The sequence below is a fragment of the Paenibacillus albidus genome (genome assembly GCF_014644435.1).
GTDB classification, from domain to species: Bacteria; Bacillota; Bacilli; order Paenibacillales; family Paenibacillaceae; genus Paenibacillus_AQ; species Paenibacillus_AQ albidus.
Map to the genome: position 1 here is coordinate 88,546 of NZ_BMKR01000001.1, position 19,205 is coordinate 107,750.

16 protein-coding genes and 1 pseudogene are annotated in these 19,205 nt (G+C 53.5%); 4 read left to right on the forward strand and 13 right to left on the reverse strand.

The window, feature by feature from the left end; genetic code table 11:
- Positions 1-116: 116 nt before the first annotated feature.
- Positions 117-342 (forward strand): annotated as a pseudogene (locus IEY53_RS36255) (IS1182 family transposase); the annotation flags it as partial.
- Between the two features lie 98 nt (positions 343-440).
- Here IEY53_RS36255 and IEY53_RS00370 read toward each other — a convergent pair.
- The 4 genes from IEY53_RS00370 to IEY53_RS00385 all read right to left on the reverse strand — a co-directional run bounded on the left by IEY53_RS00370 (position 441) and on the right by IEY53_RS00385 (position 4,578).
- Positions 441-941 (reverse strand): cupin domain-containing protein, encoded by a 501-nt coding sequence (locus IEY53_RS00370; protein WP_189021877.1) that lies wholly within the window; start codon positions 939-941, stop codon positions 441-443.
- A gap of 131 nt (positions 942-1,072) precedes the next feature.
- Complete coding sequence (locus IEY53_RS00375) at positions 1,073-2,008, reverse strand: SPFH domain-containing protein (RefSeq protein WP_189021641.1); 936 nt, start codon at positions 2,006-2,008, stop codon at positions 1,073-1,075.
- A 2-nt stretch (positions 2,009-2,010) separates the two neighbouring features.
- Complete coding sequence (locus IEY53_RS00380) at positions 2,011-2,442, reverse strand: NfeD family protein (RefSeq protein ID WP_189021642.1); 432 nt, start codon at positions 2,440-2,442, stop codon at positions 2,011-2,013.
- Positions 2,443-2,883: 441 nt separating this feature from the next.
- The gene (locus IEY53_RS00385; protein ID WP_189021643.1) at positions 2,884-4,578 is read right to left on the reverse strand and encodes a glycosyl hydrolase family 18 protein; all 1,695 of its coding nucleotides are present in this window, start codon (positions 4,576-4,578) and stop codon (positions 2,884-2,886) included.
- Positions 4,579-4,838: 260 nt separating this feature from the next.
- Here IEY53_RS00385 and IEY53_RS00390 point away from each other — a divergent pair, with 260 nt between their 5' ends.
- Positions 4,839-5,060 (forward strand): hypothetical protein, encoded by a 222-nt coding sequence (locus IEY53_RS00390; protein ID WP_189021644.1) that lies wholly within the window; start codon positions 4,839-4,841, stop codon positions 5,058-5,060.
- A 31-nt stretch (positions 5,061-5,091) separates the two neighbouring features.
- Here IEY53_RS00390 and IEY53_RS00395 read toward each other — a convergent pair whose 3' ends face one another.
- The 3 genes from IEY53_RS00395 to IEY53_RS00405 all read right to left on the reverse strand — a co-directional run bounded on the left by IEY53_RS00395 (position 5,092) and on the right by IEY53_RS00405 (position 7,730).
- Entirely contained in the window at positions 5,092-5,721 is a 630-nt protein-coding gene (locus IEY53_RS00395; protein WP_189021645.1) for an XTP/dITP diphosphatase, read from the reverse strand.
- 2 nt (positions 5,722-5,723) lie between these two features.
- The gene (rph, locus tag IEY53_RS00400) at positions 5,724-6,482 is read right to left on the reverse strand and encodes a ribonuclease PH (protein ID WP_189021646.1); all 759 of its coding nucleotides are present in this window, start codon (positions 6,480-6,482) and stop codon (positions 5,724-5,726) included.
- A 135-nt stretch (positions 6,483-6,617) separates the two neighbouring features.
- Entirely contained in the window at positions 6,618-7,730 is a 1,113-nt protein-coding gene (locus IEY53_RS00405; RefSeq protein WP_189021647.1) for a GerMN domain-containing protein, read from the reverse strand.
- Positions 7,731-7,920: 190 nt separating this feature from the next.
- On the opposite strand from IEY53_RS00405, the gene IEY53_RS00410 reads away from it, so the two are divergent.
- Positions 7,921-8,544, forward strand: a complete 624-nt coding sequence (locus IEY53_RS00410; protein WP_189021648.1) for a phosphatidylglycerophosphatase A family protein — start codon at positions 7,921-7,923, stop codon at positions 8,542-8,544.
- A 166-nt stretch (positions 8,545-8,710) separates the two neighbouring features.
- On the opposite strand, the gene IEY53_RS00415 is transcribed toward IEY53_RS00410, so the two are convergent.
- The 5 genes from IEY53_RS00415 to IEY53_RS35670 all read right to left on the reverse strand — a co-directional run bounded on the left by IEY53_RS00415 (position 8,711) and on the right by IEY53_RS35670 (position 13,105).
- The gene (locus IEY53_RS00415; protein WP_189021649.1) at positions 8,711-9,250 is read right to left on the reverse strand and encodes a hypothetical protein; all 540 of its coding nucleotides are present in this window, start codon (positions 9,248-9,250) and stop codon (positions 8,711-8,713) included.
- Positions 9,251-10,315 (reverse strand): MBL fold metallo-hydrolase, encoded by a 1,065-nt coding sequence (locus IEY53_RS00420; protein ID WP_189021650.1) that lies wholly within the window; start codon positions 10,313-10,315, stop codon positions 9,251-9,253. It abuts the gene before it with no gap.
- Positions 10,315-11,049, reverse strand: a complete 735-nt coding sequence (locus IEY53_RS00425; RefSeq protein WP_189021651.1) for a class I SAM-dependent methyltransferase — start codon at positions 11,047-11,049, stop codon at positions 10,315-10,317. The genes IEY53_RS00420 and IEY53_RS00425 overlap by 1 nt, the downstream gene beginning before the upstream one ends.
- A 103-nt stretch (positions 11,050-11,152) precedes the next feature.
- Positions 11,153-12,850, reverse strand: a complete 1,698-nt coding sequence (locus IEY53_RS00430; protein WP_189021652.1) for a glycoside hydrolase family 13 protein — start codon at positions 12,848-12,850, stop codon at positions 11,153-11,155.
- Positions 12,851-12,973: 123 nt separating this feature from the next.
- Positions 12,974-13,105, reverse strand: a complete 132-nt coding sequence (locus IEY53_RS35670; protein ID WP_268240736.1) for a hypothetical protein — start codon at positions 13,103-13,105, stop codon at positions 12,974-12,976.
- A gap of 356 nt (positions 13,106-13,461) precedes the next feature.
- Between IEY53_RS35670 and IEY53_RS00435 the strand changes: the two genes are divergently transcribed.
- The gene (locus IEY53_RS00435) at positions 13,462-14,043 is read left to right on the forward strand and encodes a hypothetical protein (RefSeq protein ID WP_189021653.1); all 582 of its coding nucleotides are present in this window, start codon (positions 13,462-13,464) and stop codon (positions 14,041-14,043) included.
- Positions 14,044-14,156: 113 nt separating this feature from the next.
- On the opposite strand, the gene IEY53_RS00440 is transcribed toward IEY53_RS00435, so the two are convergent.
- Positions 14,157-19,049, reverse strand: a complete 4,893-nt coding sequence (locus IEY53_RS00440) for an S-layer homology domain-containing protein (protein ID WP_189021654.1) — start codon at positions 19,047-19,049, stop codon at positions 14,157-14,159.
- Positions 19,050-19,205: the final 156 nt, after the last annotated feature.

Consider the following 19,205-nt stretch of genomic DNA (forward strand, 5'->3'; position numbering starts at 1 on the left):
TGCAAAAAAAAAGAGGCTTTCCCATAAGCCATGAACTGGGACATCCCCTTCTTTTTGGAGTCGGATAGACGTTGCGCTCTGTGAGGACGCTCCGCGAACGGACCGTTGTTCCAATGGAGAGTCGATATGAAATTCGAAAACGTCATTACCGTAGCCCCAGTTGTAACGGTTGCCTACTGACGGAACCGGAAAGTGTGTTTGGACAACTGAAGAACAACCGGGGCTTCCGGCGATTTTGGCGATGAGGGATGGAAAAAGTGACCCTCGAAGTCAGTCGGCTTTCGCTTGCCCCTAAAGCAAGCAGCAAATGACCAAAAACGCAGAGCAGCGATTCTCCAGTAACGGGAGGATCGCTGCTTTCTGTCCTTTTTTTTAAATAGGACTGTCTCATTGGTGGAAAATCCACTTATGGGACAGCCCCTTGTGAGTACAGCGGCGGTTTATTTCTCAATCAGCTTAAAATCGTCAAAATGAAACTCGGGCGACACGATGCAGGATACCAGCACCGGTTCAGCACCCAGCGGCCGGGCCGCCTGCCAGACCCCAGCTGGAATAACTACCTGCGGCTGTTGGCCGGCTGCAACATCGAGTCCCAATATAATCTCCTGCACATCTTCCGGCTGATCTCCGCTGCCGCCAAGACTTAGCACAATAGGGCTGCCCGAATGCCACAGCCAGATTTCATCCGACAGTACGGTATGCCACTCGGATCTTTCGCCCTCGTGGAGCAAAAAATAAATGGAGGATGCCGATGCGCGCGCACCGGAATACTTCTCGCCTAGCACCTCCTGTGGGATTTCAAATTCCGATTTCCAAAGTCGCTTGTACCAGCCGCCTTCTACATGGGGCTGCAAGCCCAATGCTTCAACCAGCGGCGATATTTCTTTGTGTGTCACGGTTCTTCTCTCCTTAAAGGTGGTGTGATACAGCAGTCTCTTCATAAACATATGTACATCATACTACATAAACAAAGTGACTCCGCAAGGGGCCCAAATCTATGTCCGCCCACTTACGAAGTCTGGATCAGGTTGCTATTTACTTTAACGGAAACTCCTGCAATTGTAAAATAGGCTTATTTGCCGTCCTTGCTGGCCTTGAAGATCTCAGCCATCGCGCCTAGGCTGCCCAGCGTTTCCACCGTGCTTGACGGCAGAAACACCTTATTGGCCGGTCCTTTGGCAATTTCGCCAAGCGCCTCAAAGGATTGGTACGCCAGCACCCGCTCATCCAGCCCCGCGGTGCTGATTAACTGAATCCGCACCTTCTCGGCTTCAGCCACAGCTTCAATCGCTTTGGCCTGGCCCAGCGCTTCAAGTTCCTGCGCCTGCCGCAAGCCTTCGGCTTGACGGATACGCGCTTCCTTGTCCCCTTCCGCCTTCAGGATTTTGCTCTGCTTATCCCCTTCGGCACGCAGGATCATATCCTGCTTGGCAGCTTCCGCTTCCAGGACAATCGCCCGTTTGCTGCGTTCAGCCTTCATTTGTTTATCCATGGCTTCCTGAATATCCAGCGGTGGTTTGATATCGATCACTTCCACACGTTCAATCCGCACACCCCACTTCTCAGTGGCTTCATCCAGGGCAATCCGGATGTCGGAGGATATTTTCTCCCGTCCGGACAATGTCTCATCCAGCTCCAGCTTCCCGATAATCTGGCGCATCGTCGCCGTTGAGATGTTCCGTACACCGTAGACGTAGTCGGAAATCCCATAAGTTGCTTCTTCAGGTCCCACCACCTGGTAGAAAATAATCGTATCAATCTGCACCTGCACATTATCCTTCGTAATTACCGTTTGCGGCGGAACATTGGCCTGCTGTATCCGTAAATCATGGTAGGTCCGCACCTGATCGATCACCGGAATGAGAACGTTCAGACCCGGTGTAAGCAGCCGGTGAAATTTACCCAGGCGTTCTACTACCCCAACCCGCTGCTGCGGAACAATCTTGACTGTAAGTCCGATAAAAACTACGACTACCACCAGGATGATTGCTATAATTGCCCATTGCATGATTACTTTTCCCCCCATCGTTCTACTTCAATAATAGTCGTACCCCTCTTGATTACCCTGACGGCTTCGTTCTTGTTCAACACTTGCAATGAGGTTGCGCTCCAGGTATCTCCGCCTACCTTGACCTGGCCGTAGTGCCCCGGCACTATGGCTTCCAGCACAACCCCCTGACGCCCGACGATATCCGTCCCGGTGTCCTTGAAGCCCCTGGAGCTGCGGAACTTTGCTACCAGCGGTTTGGAGAACAGTGTGAGCCCGAGCGCAACCAACGAACCAGTCACTACCTGGAGCAGAATGGAGCCGGGGATGATCCAAGCGACCAGACCGGCAGCCAATGCACCGATACTGAGCCATAGCAGATAAAACGTAAGCGTCATCATTTCGACTACAAACAGGACACCAGCTGCAATTAACCAGACTATAAACACAACCATTGGTGAACCCACCACCTTCCGCTATATACTACTATAACGAATATTTCACTCATGCGTTGCAATTGTTCTCAAAAATAGGCGCGGGGATGTAAAGGAATTATATTTCAGCTCATGTAAGATTATGAGCACAATCTTTTGCGGCAGCAAAACCACCCCAATTATCGTCGCCCTCCCTCGGAGCATGGATTGCCTGCTCGTCGCTTTTGAATAGATGAATCTATGCAGAAAAGCCGGTAGACAGCAGCCAGGTCAAAGCGACGGTAACGGACCCCGGTGCGCTTATTTTTAAAGAGAACACGATTTCGCCATGCTTACGGACTCCGTTGTCCGTAAGCAGTCTCCTGTTCCTTAAGAACACAAAGAAGACCGTCTCTTTTGTGGAAACTCCCACTGTAAGAGACAGTCCGTTCAAATCACGAGCATATGAACCTTACCGGCCGGTTATCTCACGCCAGCGCAGGTTCCTATAGCTTTCCAGGGTCCATAAGCATCGCTCAAGTCGGGCCGGTCGCCCTGCGTCCACCACTGGGCTTGATACAGAACCCCATTGTAGGAGGCCTGGTGCCCTTTCGTGTACACCGTGGTGGAACTCCAGGCAGCTACCGTACATCCCGGCGGAGTAGCTGTAGGAGTTACCGTCGATGTTGGGGTGGGTGTCGGCGCTGGTGTGGCTGTTGGTGCCGGTGTCGCGGTTGGCCCCGGTGTCGCGGTTGGCGTCGGTGTCGCGGTTGGCGCCGGTGTTCCCGGCGGTGTCACGGTCGGTGTGGCCGTCGGGAGGACCACGGAGCTGCCAAGCTCGGCGTTCAGCTTGTTCAGCAGCGTATGATTCCGGTCGCCGCTGGTCTCCCAGAACATGACGCCTGCAAGTCCTTTACTTTTCAGGTAATTAATCTTGAAGCCTAAGGATTCCGCATCATCGTAGCTGATAAAGGTCTGATTGGCAGGATTATATAGATAAGGCACCTTGGACGTATCGTTCCAGTATCGGGTGTATCCGTTTTTGTTAATATAATTGGCCTCGAGGTCATAGAAATCATAACTGCCCTTCTCCCAGGTCCCGGTGGAAGAGATTCCGGCCGAGACTTTATATTGGCCATTGCCCGCACTGGGGGCACCGCTCCAGCCCCGGCCGTAAAAAGGCAGGCCCAGCACCAGCTTGCCGGCAGGCACTCCATTCTGCAAATAGCTGGTTACCGCCTTATCGATGTTATAGTCCAACGGATCGGCCAGACCCGTACCGGATGTTGCCGGATCATAGTAGAGCGGAGCATTGTGGCCCGTAGTCGTATTCCAGCTCCCGTTAAAATCGTAAGTCATAATATTGATCCAATCGACAACCGCAGCGATCCCGCTTAAATTGTTATTGGTGACATACGCCGGACTTGCGCCCGAGGCAATGGTCAGCAGATAGGTTTTACCGTCGGCCGTACCGGCGGCATTAAGCTTTTCACGCGTTTTTTGCAGGAGCAGCACATAATTCTCCTTATCTTCAGGACGTGAGCTGTTGCCCGCCAGACCACCGCTGACCGGGTACTCCCAGTCCAGATCAACCCCATCCATTTGATATTTGCGAATGAAATCCACGGCTGAGTTGGCAAAAACCTCACGGGTCGCCGCCGTCGCCGCCACGTCCGAGAAGCGGTTGGACCAGGTCCATCCCCCTATGGAAATCACAGTCTTCAGGTTCGGATTTTTGTCCTTCAGCTTCCACAGCTGTTTGAGATTACCTTTGATCGGATCATCCCATTTGTCATCCCCGAAGCTTTTTTGGGCATCAATCCAGGGATCGCCCAGAACGATCGTCCCGTTCGGCACATTGATGGTTTGGCCTTGTTCATTCTGGCAGGACCAGGTCACGGGGTTCGGACCGGTCGGGTCAGGGTTGCCATGAACCCCGTTCCAGCAAATATCCGCAAAAGCGTAGTTGATCACATTCATTTTGGCAGGATCAATATCCGTTACATTGTACCCGCGCCCATAAGCAGCCCAAGACGCATAGTAACCTACCTTTTTGTACTCTGCAGCTGCGCTGGCTGTGCCGGCGTTCGAACTCCATGCGGGGATAAGTGTCAATAACAGCACCGCCACCATTCCAAGCAACCATGCTTTGCCAGATTTGCTGTGTGTGATTCCCATTCCCATCTACCTCCTTATTCGATGATAAGCTCGGGTATCCTTGATCCGGACAGACTGTTCGGGCGCTCACCCCCACTGTCGATTTGGCCTTCACCGCAGGTTTCTATTATTTTCGGCAGATCAACCTGCTAGAGTTACTGGAAAATCCGGGCAGCACAAACGGGAACCAAAGGGTCTCCGCAGGATTCATATGTGCTCTGGCACGTTGTGTGGAATCATAGGTGGCAGGAATAGGCAGTGTGTGAGGGAGGGTTAAGCTGGTGCAGACACCAGGTGAAGGTAACTCTAATTCTCAGGCACAGCGGCCGCTGGCGCTAGGGATAAAAATCGCTGATCGGGGGATAAATTCTTCAAATATATGGAATTTAAATAACTATTTATCCATTCCCCCGATAAATGGCCCACAGCAAAAAAGCTTGCAGATCAAGGCTTCCGCCCTTCTCTGCAAGCTTGTTATTGTACAGTGCTACAAGGCTGCTTAACTTTCAGCAAGCCCGGTTTGCCGTCACCCGCTTACTGCTCGGCGGCCAGCTTCTCCGTCAACAGCCGCAGGGCCTGTCCGCGGTGACTGATCTGTTGCTTCTGTTCCAGCGTCAGCTCCGCCATCGTTTTGTCGTAGCCGGGCAGGAAGAACAGCGGATCGTAACCGAAGCCGCCTGCACCGCTGGGCTCGGAGGTAATCCAGCCTTCCACCGTCCCTTCGGCGGTCAGCTCCTTGCCCGTGGCCGGGTCGTAGAGGGACAAGGCACAGACAAAACGCGCCGTACTGAGCAGCGGTTGTCCAGTGTCCTCGCCCTGCTTCAGCCCCTCCAGCTCGCTCAGCAGCTTAAGATTGTTGTCCCCGTCGTCAGCGTCTTCCCCCGCATAACGGGCGGAGTAGACACCCGGTCTGCCGTTCAGTGCATCCACGCACAGGCCGGAGTCATCCGCCAGCACAGGCAGTCCAAGGGACTCGCCGACGGCCTTTGCTTTTTTGAACGCATTCTCGGCAAAAGTTGCCCCATCCTCTACCACATCCGGAAGATCGGGGTAGTCGAACATACTTTGCACTGTCAGTCCAAGCGGGGCAAAGGCGTGCTGGAACTCGCGCACCTTGCCCTTATTCTTCGTCGCGACAATAAGGATATCCGTAGAGGCCTTCATATTTACGCCTCTTGGCCCGGCTGGCCGGAAGGAATCTGGAGCGCGATGGCACCCAGTGCTTCCTTCTGGGCGGCAATCAGCTCGTAGATCCCCTTTTCCCCAAGCCCCAGCAGCTGATCCAGCTCCTGACGGGAGAACGGTCTGTCTTCACCGGTACCTTGCACTTCAACAAACGCCCCTTGGCCTGTCATCACCACATTCATATCGACCTTGGCTTTGGAGTCCTCATCGTAGTTCAAATCGAGCAGCGTTTTGTCGCCTACCACACCCACGCTGATAGCCGCCAGATAATCCGTAATCGGGAAGACCGCCAGTTTGTGCTGCAGGGCAATTTTATTTATCGCAAAAGCCATGGCTACAAAGGCACCCGTAATCGAAGCAGTGCGCGTTCCGCCATCGGCTTGAATCACATCGCAGTCCAGCGTAATGCTTCGTTCGCCAAGCGCCTGCAGATTCACAACGGAGCGCAGGGCACGGCCGATCAGGCGCTGGATTTCCATGGTCCGCCCGGTCAGCTTGCCGCGCGCCGCTTCACGTTGATTGCGTGTCTGCGTCGCCCGTGGAAGCATGGAATATTCTGCGGTCACCCAGCCTTTGCCTTGTCCTTTCAGGAATGGCGGTACCTTCTCATCCACGGTTGCCGTGCAGATGACCTTGGTATCCCCCATTTCAATAATGACGGAGCCTTCAGCATATTTATTCGTTTGGGTAGTTATCGTCAACGGCCGGAGCTGGTCGTCGGTTCGCCCATGTGATCTCATCTTTTCTGCCTCCTACATCGTGAGTAGCTTAAAGTTTGGCATGGATCCCGCGCACGGGATGTACGTCTTTTTGAGCAACCTTTATTCTACCAAAGAGCAGGCACAAAAGCATCTTTTTACCTTTAACAGGCCATTCTATAACGGAAGCTCATTCACAAATTCGGGAGCCGATACCGGTTTGCCGTAATCCACATGGTTTGTGCCGGTGACCGTCTCCTTGCCGTTCATGCGGATCTGGACCAGGGAGTCTCCGGTGTTCTGGGCAATCGTCAGGACGACGGATTCCAGCATTTCCGCAGGAATATCCTTTCCGTCCGCGAACATATCGTCTTTGAGGGATACGGTCACCACGCCATTCTGGCCTGCTTCCACATGATCCAGCTTCGTTTCCTGCGTCATCACCATTTCCAGACCGGAGCCGGCTTCAGGACCGGTAATCAGCTCGTTCAGTGCCGCCTTCAGCGGCTCCGTCCCGGAAGGTACAAAACGCGTAACCGGAACATAATATTGGAGGCCATCTTGTGAAGCTGCGGAAAAATACACCGTAACGGCACTCGAGTTCATCAAGAGCGCCCCCTGCTTCGGCAGGTTAATGCCCATGCTGCGCGTCAGCGGCCGGTCGAGTGGAGTCCCTTTGAGCGGCATCTCCGTAAGTTTTTTGCCGTCTACCCAGAGCTGTACTCCCTTGATATCCTCCTGACCGGTTAATGTCCAGGTGATGGCCTCCATAATTTTGCGTTCATCGGAAGGCTCATAGGCATTGAACCCGGTGTTGAACTCAACCACCGCCAGCCCGTTCGACTTGTCTAGCGTGACGTTCTCCACAGCCGTTCCGGCGGGAAGGACACCTGCAAAGCCCGCCGGCAGCATAGAAGCGTAAGCTCCTTTGTCAACCAGCGCAGTCAGTGAATCCTTCAGATTCGCCGCCAGCTCGCCTTTTGGCAGGTTCATGGATACCGGAGCAAGCAGCCCGTTCGCATCCTCCAGGAATACAGTCGCACGTGTTCCCGAAGAATTCGAGACCGGCGCCTCCTTGCCGCCTTCAGAGGAAATCTGGGTCACCGGGCCAATAACACCCGAATCCAGGGTTGTATTCCCGCTGACCTGCAGCATTTGCGCTTCCACCTCGCTTGGCGGCGGATCAACCGAAGCAGACTCCGAACCAAACAGACTGCAGCCGGACAATACCAGTGGAACGGCCAGCAGACAAGCTGCGGAGGCCCCGCGGATTTGCTTCAAATGTTTCATCATTATTACCCCTTTCAAGGTTGGATAGCACTTGTACTGCTATGTATACGAGCCCTTTGTCCAAAAAATAACAACAGCTTATCCTAAATTGTTGGAATAGGCCGCGGCCTGGACATTTACAGTGCGTAATCGTACAATTTCACTAAGCAACTGGAGTATAATCTAAGACTTACTAACGGAGTGATGTAGAATGACAGATGCCAAAGATGCCAAAGATGCCAAAATGCCCTACAGTCTGAACAGCAAGGCGGTCGCCGAAGCAACCTATGCATGGCTTCACAAGCGGGGAGTAACCCTGCTGGAAATCGCGGAGCTCGTCATGCTTCTGCAAAAGAATTACTATCCGAATTTAACTATGGATGAATGTGTGCATAATGTGGAGATGGTGCTCAGCAAGCGGGAAGTGCAAAATGCGGTCCTGACCGGCATCCAGCTGGATGTGCTGGCGGAAGAAGGCAAGCTGTTCCCGCCGCTTCAGGACATGATCGAAAATGATGAGGGGCTGTATGGCGTCGATGAGATTCTGGCCTTCTCCATTGTGAATGTATACGGCAGCATCGGCTTTACGAACTATGGTTATGTGGACAAGCTGAAGCCCGGCGTCCTTAAGCGTCTGAATGACAAAAGCGACGGGCAGATCCACACCTACCTCGATGATATCGTCGGCGCGGTAGCCGCCGCAGCCAGCAGCCGGATCGCCCACCGCAAACAGGCGGAGCGTGAACAGGAGCTGGGTCTGCCCCATGCGCCGGAGGACAGCGAGGAAGCCGCCAAGAGACGGGCGGCGCAGGAAGGCAGCGAAGCACCTGAATAACATCTTTGCACAACCAATCCGCTTTCCTCTAGGGATAGGCAAGGTGCTATCTCATAAGTAACTTCTCTACTGGAAAAGACCGCGCTGTCTACTTATAAACTGCCAAAAAACAGCAGAGCAGCAATTTTCCGATACCCGGAGAATTGCTGCTCTGCGTGTTTAGTCATCAGCGGCTTGCTTCAGCAGATAATGGGCGGGGAAAACCACCCAACCTAGGGGCGCCACCCGCTCCACGTGAGGCATTTTTGCCTCTCCTTTCGCCCAAAACCACGCCACCCGCTCCACGTGAGGCGATTTTGCCTCTCTTTACGCTCAAAGCGGTGCCGATCGCTCCACGTGAGGCATTTTTGCCTCTCCTTTCGCCCAAAACCACGCCACCCGCTCCACGTGAGGCATTTTTGCCTCTCTTTACGCTCAAAACCGCCCAACCCGCTCCACGTGAGGCATTTATGCCTCTCTTTTCGCCCAAAGCCGTGCCGATCGCTCCACGTGAGGCATTTTTGCCTCTCTTTACGCTCAAAACCGCCCAACTCGCTCCACGTGAGGCGATTTTGCCTCTCTTTACGCTCAAAGCGGTGCCGATCGCTCCACGCGAGGCGATTTTGCCTCTCCTCTCACTTTGCCCAAACCAGTGCAAATGTCTAACCGACACGAAGAGGGGGCCCAGCAGCCATTTCTGGCTTCTGGACCCCCTCCATTCACACATCTATGAGGTTGTTATTGCCCCACTGGCCGATTCCTTGAGGGCAAACCGGGTAATCCCGTCCTGTTCCACGGTAACTGCCCGCTCCCGCCGCACCAGTTCAACGAGGTGCGCGAGCGTCTCGCTCATGGCGAAGCGCATCTGGTGCACACTCGCGATGCGGCCGCGGAACAGCGAGTCACAGACCTCGAAGCCGCTTCTCGGACCTGCGGCCAGCAGAGCTTCGGTCGTCTGCAGCCGCTCCTCATGATGCCGGATCAGGCTGTGCGTACGTTCGCTCCAGCCGCGAAACGGCTCACGATGCCCCGGGAATGCCAGGCTTACCGGATAGCTGCCAAGCTGCTCCAGCCCTTGCAGGAACGTCAGCAGCGGCGACTCGTCACTGCCGGGCAGCAAGCTGACATTGGGCGAAATCTGCGGCAGAACGGCATCACCGCACAATAAATGTCCGCTTTCGGCATGATAGAACGATATCTGTCCCGGGGCGTGGCCACCGGTAACCAGCGGCTGCCAAGTCCGGCCTCCCATCACAAACGGCTCCGCCGGATCAATATAGCTCACCTGCGGCTGCGGAGTCACCTGCGGCTCAAAGCTCAGCAAATGTCCGTAGATTTGCGTGGTCCAGCTCTCCGGCATGCCATGCCCCGCGAAGTATGCGGGCAAAGTATCGTTCATGGTGGATTGCCCGCCCCACATCAGCAATGCTTCCTGATGGGCACGTCGCGTCATCCGCACTTTGCAGCCGCTGCGGGATTGCATCCAGCCCGAGAGCCCGTAATGGTCAGGATGGTGATGCGTAACCACAACCTCACGGATTCCCTTCCAGGACAGCCCCAGTTCATCCAGCACCGACTGCCAGACGGACTCTGTCTCAGGGGAACGCGGCCCCGGGTCGATGACGGTGATGCCATCCGCTCCCTCCGGCAGGATATAGCTGTTCACCTGACGCAGCGGGGGGTCCATCGGCACAGAGACCTGCAAGAGGCTGCCCCCCTCCCAAGGGATGATTTCTACCTTCCGCTGCGAGCCTTCCCCGTCATCTCTTCTGAGTCTTCTCCCGGATACCATCAGGGCCGGGTACCGCAAAAAATCATCCGCCGCGAGTTCTCGGCATCGTAGCTCTCTTCCTCGTAACTACCGTGAACTTTCTTAAGCTGTAAGCCGGCCTCGGCAATCATCTCCTGGAATTTCTCACGCGGATACAGCTTCACGCGCTCATGATACAGGCGGGGTGTACCGTCACTCTTGGAGGTCAGAATGATATCCTTCATGACATAGCCATTCTCGATCCGGCGCGACTCGTCAATCAGATTCTCTCCATCCTCGCGGGTGGAATGCGGTACAAGATGCCGGATCACATGAGCCGGATTAAGAAAATCAATAATAAATTTCCCTTCCGGCTTTAGCATCCGGTGTATTTCACGCAGCACCTTCACCTGATCTTTATCCTCTTCAAAGTAACCGAACGATGTGAACAGATTGACTACCGCGTCGAATCCCCCGGCAAGCGGCAGCTCCCGCATATCGGAATGTATCCAGGTGACCTGCTCCGCCCCGTTCTGGGAACGCGCTTCACGCAGCAGCGCTTCCGACAGATCGACCCCCGTGACTTCATAGCCGGCTTCGGCCAGTGCCAGTGAATGGCGGCCCATTCCGCAGCATAAATCCAGCACTTTGGCGCCCGAAGGCAGATCCAGCCAGCCGATCATTTGCTCGACCTCCCGCCGTGCTCCCCCGAAATCCCGGTGTTTGTAGACGATCAGATAGTCCTCTCCGAAGCTCTCCTCATACCATTCGCTCACTTGTGTTCTCCTCCTACATCGCTGTATCCCATCACAGCCCTTGTACATATTTATCGTAACGCTAATTGTACCCCCTTTCGCTGTGAAACTCAAAACAACAATGTCACTTACCTTCCAGCTGCTGCAAATAAATCCGTGCTTCATAGGGGCGCAGCTTCAACTGGGTCAGATCATCGTTTTTGGGTGCCTGATAGTTGGACAGCAGCAGCTGCATTCCGCCCTGCTTCATATCTGCAGGCAGTTCAAACACCGGCTCCTTGTCAAAAAAGTTCAGGATCACCAGCAGCCGCTGGTCTTCCAGCGTCCTGATGTAGGCGTAAATCTCCGGATGATCCGGCAGCAGAAGCCCGTATTCTCCGTACACAATGACCTTATGCTTTTTACGCAGCTCAATCAGTTTTTTATAATAATGGTAGATCGAGTCGGGGTCTTTGACTGCATTCGCCGCATTGATCTCCGCATAATTGGAATTGACCCGTAGCCAAGGGGTGCCGGTGGTGAATCCGCCTTCATGTGCATCCTCCCACTGCATCGGGGTGCGGGCGTTGTCCCGGCTTTTCCGGTGGATCGCCGACATAATTTCCTCTTCGGGAACGCCTTGCTGGCGTTTCTCTTCATAGTAATTCAGCGTCTCTACGTCCCGGTAATCATCAATCGACTCCAGCGCGATGTTGGTCATACCGATCTCTTCACCCTGATAAATGTAAGGCGTGCCTTCCAGCATGTGGATGAAGGTGGCGAGCATTTTGGCTGAAGGAATCCGGTAATACAGATCATTTCCGAACCGTGATACTGAACGCGGCTGGTCGTGGTTGCAGAGATAATTGGCATTCCAGCCCCGGCCATGCAGCACCGTCTGCCAGTTGCTGATGATCTGCTTGAGATCCGTCAGTTTCCACGGAACCACATCCCATCTGCCGCTGCCCGGCGAAGCCGCATCCAGATTCATATGTTCGAACTGGAAGGTCATATTCAGCTCCCGCCGACCATCGCCCACATAATCGAGCGCCTGCTCGGGGCCAAGCCCCGAAGTCTCGCCAACCGTCATAATATCGTAGTGAAACAGCACCTTGTCGTACAGGTTCTGCAGTAAGGTGTGGACATTCTCCAGATTGGAGAACATGTCATAGGCTCGTACCGTTGTTGCTCCTGACGGGTTATGAGCATCCGGGTAGCCTTCTTTTTTGACAATATGGGCAATCGCATCGAAGCGGAAGCCGTCCACTCCCTTTTTCAGCCACCAATGTACCATTTCATGCAGCTTATCAATCACTGCGGGGTTATCCCAGTTCAAATCCGGCTGGTATTTGGAGTATAAATGCAAATAATATTCATCGGTCTGCGGGTCCAGCTCCCACACCGAACCGCTGAAATAGGATTCCCAGTTGTTCGGGGGACCGCCGTTTTTGCCTTTCCTCCATATATAAAAGTCACGTTTCGGATTATCCTTTGAAGCTCTGGATTCCACGAACCACGGATGCTCATGGGACGTATGATTGAGCACCAGGTCCATCATCAGCTTCATCCCGCGGGCGTGCATATTTTGCAGGAGCCGGTCAAAATCATCCATCGTCCCGAATTCCTTCATGATGTCGCAATAATCGCTGATATCATAGCCATTGTCATGGTTCGGCGATTTATAAATCGGGCAGACCCAGATCACATCCACGCCAAGCTCCTGCAAATAATCGAGCTTGGAGATAATACCGCGCAGGTCGCCTTTGCCGTCCCCATTGCTGTCCATAAAGCTGATCGGATAGATTTGGTACACAATGCTTTCCTTCCACCATTTAGGGTTCACTTGGTTTGCCTCCTAACTTGCTGTTAGATTCCGGACATATTAATATATCTTAACCACACAGGAGGAAGGCGATAACAAACAACTCAAGATTTGGGTGTTAAATAAGTATCCGGAGCCTCGCTCTTAATCAGGCAGGCCGCCAGCAAGCCGGTCAGCAATGGCAGAAAGCGCAACCAGCTCTTGTCCCTTATACAGGGACAGCAGCAGACCCAGCTTGCTCTCCGTAATGTCATAAGGAGCCCAGCTCCACGCCAAGCTTTGGCTGCTGTTGACCGGCCGTGGATTTTTTTGCTGGAATCCATAATCAGCGGTTGACTTGGTCCCGGCAACCCCTCGTCACCGGGACCGGCTGTGCAAGGAAGAGGACTCAGAGGATCTTATTTGAGTCAACGAAGGGTGTTGTCCTTTTATGCGGACACAGGTGCTCTTATTGTATGATCTCTAGCCCAAAACGAGGGTCAATGGATCATTTAGCGGCACCTGAGTCCGTTTAGCCGGAAAAATAAGCTGATTTCGCGAAATAACGTTTCTCCAGTCCGTTAAGTCTCTCAACGGCTTATTTTGAGGTAGATGCGTAACAATGATACATTTTATTTATGGAGATGATTTATATGAGATTTCAAAAAGGGATGATTGGTGTGATTGCAGCTCTATCCATCGTCATTGCATCCGGATGTGCTCAAGAATCGAAAATTCCGGATGTAAGTCAAGCTGAGGCCAGTAAGGGTTCAACCAACTCATCCACAGACAAGATAGGAAGCACGACCATTCTTTATACAAAAGAATTCAGTCAGGAAAGACCTGATCTTTCAAATTTTAAAGAAGGAGTTTCCTTTGACTTATCAGATCATGTGAAGGATTTCTTCACACAGGACATATCAGACAAGGTTCAAAATAATATGAAAGCTATTATTCAGCATGATGAAAAGAAGTTCAAAGAAAATATGCTTGATGAGGAATCCGTCAAATTTAATATGCATTGGTTTAATTATAAGTATGAAGCTGGAGTGAAATTTGAATTCAAAGAGGTGAATACTATCACTTATGAACAAGACGCGAAGCGTATTCAAGTGGTCGCCACTTTCCTTCGGAATATAAAAGATGAAGAAATTGAGCAAGAAATAATGACCTATTCCTTATTGGAGGATAAGGATAAAGGAACATGGTTAATTGCAACAATGGATGGAAATTAAGCCGTCCCTCATAGCGGCAAATGGGGAACGGGCAATATTTTACCCGGCGGCTTGTTCAACACCTGCCAGAAAAAAAGGGGCTACAGTAGAAACTGCAGCCCCTTACCACTACCCTATAACTTGTTATACATCCGGTAGATCAGCACTGCGGCTTCCGCCCGGGTCGCTGTACCGTGCGGACGGAGTGTTGTTCCGTCTCCGCTCACAATACCGCTGGCCGCCAAGTCAGCAACACTGTCCACTGCATAGGCGGATACTTCCGCTGCATCGGTGAAAGCTTCCAGCGACTGGGCATGGCCCTTCTCCAGTGGAGTGCCCGCCGCTGTAAGCGCACGGGTGATCAGGACAAACATTTCTTGGCGCGAGATGGCGGCATCAGGGTCAAAGCTGTTGTTGCCTGCTCCCTTGGTTATCCCAAGTTCCGCAGCCACCTTAATCGCTTCGGACCAATAATCCGTTACCTTCACATCCGTGAAACCGGCCCTTCCTTCCACATCTGCCGTCAACCCCAAGGCTCGAACCAACAGGATGATAAAGTCTCCTCGTTTGACTTCCGCCTGTGGCGTGAAGCTGTCAGCCGTTGTGCCTTGAATAACTCCTTTGGAGGCCATGACCTCAATCGCTTGTTGGGCCCAGCCGTAAGTTCCGATATCATCAAACGACCGTTCCACATACGCCACTGCATAAGCGCTGAAATGTGTTGCCGAGAAACGTATCATCCTTTCCTGCTGGACGTATTTCCCGGCAGGAACACTATGGGCTGCGCCCTCCCCATCCACATACAGAATGACCAGATGTTCAGGATCTTCTCCGGCAGCAGGTGAATACGGCAAGGACACTTGCACCGGTGCCTTGGTGTTGCTCCAGTTCTTCACAACACCGTCAATAAGCAGCTGCAGTTCCACAGCAGGTCTGTTACTGATCTGGTCTTGCACAGCCCGGTTGACCCGGGCGAGATCCGCCTTGCCGATCGTCAAAGTAATGACTTCTGCGTTGCCGATATCCGCACTACGGAAAAAGCCTGATGGCAGCTCCATCATCGCATTTTCCGTGTTGATTCTCAGCTTGAGTTCTTCTGAGTCTTGTAAAGGACCTACAGGCAAATTCACAACATAAGTGTGCGCGCCTTCGACTTGAGGAATGTCTACAGTAAGCAGTTGGGCCTCCTTGGCGGCCGCTACCAGCGCAGAAGATTCCACCGTAACGGTAGCTTCTTTACCGACAAGGACAGGTGAAGCGGTGGTTATCACCCCTGCCTTGCTCCCCATGGCTCCCGTAACAATAGTGCCTGTTGTTGACGGACCGCTGCCGGCAACCGGGTAACTGCCAATACCTGTGCCACTGCCCGAGCTGCCGCTGCTGCCTGTGCCTGGATTCGTTCCCGGATTTGTGCCCGGATTACCCCCAGGATTTCCACCCGGATTGCCACCTGGATTACCCCCAGGGTCCGGGCCCGGATTGCCTCCGTTCCCGCCGCCATCTTCACCGCCTGGCACACTCTTCGCGGGCACGTTCACGATGACCTTAATTTCGCCCGTGCTGCCATCCGCTGTTTTGGTCACTTCCAGCGTCAGCTCCACCTGCACAGCCTGGCTTGGCGGGATAATTGTTCCGTCCAGCGCAATCACGGACGGATTACTGCTCGCCTTAACCGCCACGTGATATCCTGCCGGCACCTCCGGCAGAACCAGCTTCACGGCATCCTGCGCCGGAGCGGCCATCACTGCCAGCGTATCTGCCACTTCCTGTGCAGTCGCGGATCTGGCCGGCACAGTGACGCTCAGTGTGACAGTCCCCTTGGAACCATCCACTGTCCGCGTAACCTCCAGGATCAGCTCGACATTGGCCTGCTCCCGAGGCGGAGTGATGGTTCCGTCCAGCGCAATTACGGAAGGATCACTGCTCGCCTGGATCGCCACACTATATTCTGCAGGAACCTCCGGCAGGGCCAGCTTCAGAGCATCCTGCGCCGGAGCGGTAATCACTGTCAGCGTATTCGCCACTTCCTGAGCCGTCTGCACCTTCACCACCATAATCCAGCTGATCTGCGGGTCGGAGCTTGAAGCTCCGGCTGAAGCTGAGCGGTGAACCGTCAGTTCCAGTCCGTCATCCTCCTCGCCAACCGCGAAATTCGGATAAGCGAGCACATCCTTCGCACTCGTAAAGACGTAGGCCGAGGTCAAGGTCTGCCCATTCAGAATAATATCCGCCTTGCGGGCGCCATTGGAATATTGGGCCCATGGATCATACAGTCCGGTGTACACATTGTACAAACCGTTTTCCAGGTCAAATTTATAAGTAATATCGTTGCCGGAGTTGGCTTTGAGATAACGCAGGGTTGAGAACAAATCGCCTGCGGCGGTTCCCGAAGTATTCGTAGCATCGCCTACGTAACCCCAGTTCTGTTCCAGGTCCGGGTTATACTGCTGATCCGGAACGTCCTTGTTCAAGAGCGTGTCGCCCAAATGCGATGTCCAAGCCGTATAGTCCTCGGTCACCACACCGCCGGCACTGACGAAATAAACGGCATGCGCAGGAAGAACATCCAGTGTGAACGACACTTCCTTGTTCGCCAGCTCCGGCAAAACCCCGTTCACCGTCACCCGGCCAGGTTTAGTAAAAGCCTCCGCCGTCAGCATCCACTGAACAGGCATTTGCACCGTCGTGCCGCTGGACAGCGTTACAGACAGCTGTGAGGGCAGCGCCGGAGCCTTCCCCATTGGCGCAAAAGACGGCAGCTCCGTGTTCACGGTAATTCTGCCCATCCGGTCCAAGAGAGACAAATTCCATTCGTCGTACCATCTCAGCACTAATTGGTCGCCTTGCCCGAATTCCAGCGGCAGCCAGATATAACGGGAGTCCGTCAGATTGCCCGAGTTCCAGCGGTCGCCCATGAATATATATTTGCCGCTTGCCGCGTCCACTGTGATGACATTCGTGCTTTGGGAGTCAAAGGTGGTAGCCGCCTTGGTGCCGACAGACGGATCACGCATCGGTTTCCATTCGCCAAAAATCTCATCCGCCACCGTATACCGGGCCGGATTGGGAGCCCAGCCGGTTGCCCCCGAGGTAAACATGTAATATTTATCCTGATATTTGAACATCGCTGGCGCTTCGCGCTGCGCCCCCGGGAAGACCCGTACATAGTCCACACCATACTCGGATTGATAAGTGGTATCCCGCGTTTCGTTGCCGTCCTTGTGCCATCCGGTCACATCGGTATACGACTCATTCAGCCTGGAGATGTATATCGTCATGTTCTCTTCACTGGAATAGATCAAATAAGCCGTTCCGTCTTCGTCTTTGAACAGATTCATGTCCCGGGCCATGCCAGGCTGATTGGGCTGTCCATTATACTCGGCATCCTCCGGAGCGCGGTCCATCCGTTCGCTTTTGCCATAGACAAAAGGTCCCGTCGGGGAGTCACTGAGCGCATACCCCGCTTCGGCCTTGGCATAGTTCGCCGTAGAGGTGGCGCTTGGGCCGTCTGTGTGCAGCCACATTACATATTTTCCTGTTGTATCATTGTAAATAACCTTGGGCCGTTCCAGAACCCGCATCGTACCGATATCGTTAAAAATATCCGCCTGATCCGCCCGCCCGGCATACAGCTGTGAGATCAGCGGGTCGCTTGTAAATTGGTCCATCGATTCAATCGCGGTCAGTGCAAGGCCCTCATCCTGCCAGTTGTACAGATCCTTGGAGCTGTAGACCCGAACGCCTCGTGTCGGCATGTAACCGTGCGTCTTATCCTCTCCGTACCAGTAGTACGTAGAACTTGCTTCATCATACAAAATCCCGCCGCCATGCGCCTGTATCGGCGTGCCGTTCGTATCCGTCCATACCGCTCCCGGCTTAAAAGAGCTGTTCACGGTGTACGCAGCCAGCGCAGCGGCGGCATCGCCGATCTGCTGCTTATACGTATGCAGCTCGTTCTGGATCGTAACAACCTCCGTTCCTTGCCCCGCTGCATGGTCCACAAAAACCTGCGCCGCATCCAGCACGGCCGTCAGCTTATCCACGCTATACTTTGTGTACTGCGGCTGTTCAGCCAATGCACGGGACTGATCGATCAGCGCCTGCACATCGGATAGCTGCAGGATCACGCTTTTTCGCACAATAATGTAGTTGATCAGCGGATCATTATAGTTGGTGAGCGTTGCCGTCGAAGGTCCCGCAATGGACACCTCCAGCATTCCGTCTGTTACGGCCAGGCCACGGTAAGTAAATTCCTTAAGTTGTTGAGCACCTATGTCGTAATCGCCGCCCGATACATTCATCCCCTCAGCCAGCAGATTAACAGAACGCCCGCTCCAGGGATTGTTGAATCCGAACGTAATATCATATTGATCCAAAGGCAGCTCGAACTTGTAGCTGATCGCCTTGCTTCGCACTTGAGTCCCATTATAGTAGCGCAAGCTGCCTGTCTTGACTGCTGCGTTCGGAACATTCGTACCGGTGGCCGTTGTGGTCAGTCCCCAGTTTTTCCCCGTCACCGCATCCGGCCCGTAGACTTGTTCAGTCACACTGGCATACAGCCCAAGCTTGTCATACTCCTCCAGCGTAGCTGGCGTAGGATCACCAGCGTTCACGAAATACAAAATATAATCGTTATCGCTCAATTGCTGCTCGTTAAGCTCAGACGCGGCCTCAGAAGCAAGGTCTGTTAGTAACGACTCACTCGGCTGCTGTTCATCCGGCTGTTCCACTGACTGTTCATCCGGCTGCTGTTCATCCGGCTGTTCCACTGACTGTTCATCCGGCTGTTGCTCATCGAGATCAACTATCTGCTTGGGCGGCAGTTGCTCATCAGGTTCCGGCGCCTGCTCCTCCGGTAGCAGCTCATTGAGCTTCGCCTCCGGCAGAGGCTCCAATTCCCCGCTCCATTCCTGCGGATTTGTCAGCAGACTGGCCTGCGCAGCGCTTGGCAACGGTACCTGAAAGCTGAAAAAAGTGGCGGCAGCAAGGAGTACCGTAAACCAGCGTTTGCTTTGTTTTCGTCGCATTGAGTAAGAAAACCCCCTTAGAATGTAGGATATTCCCACCATGGATGAAAGCGGATTCAATTGCAATTATACAATTCATCGGGATGTGAACGATAACCTCATGTGCCTAGTGAACAATTGCGGGGCGGGTGAAGGAATTTGCTTTTTTTGCGGGGA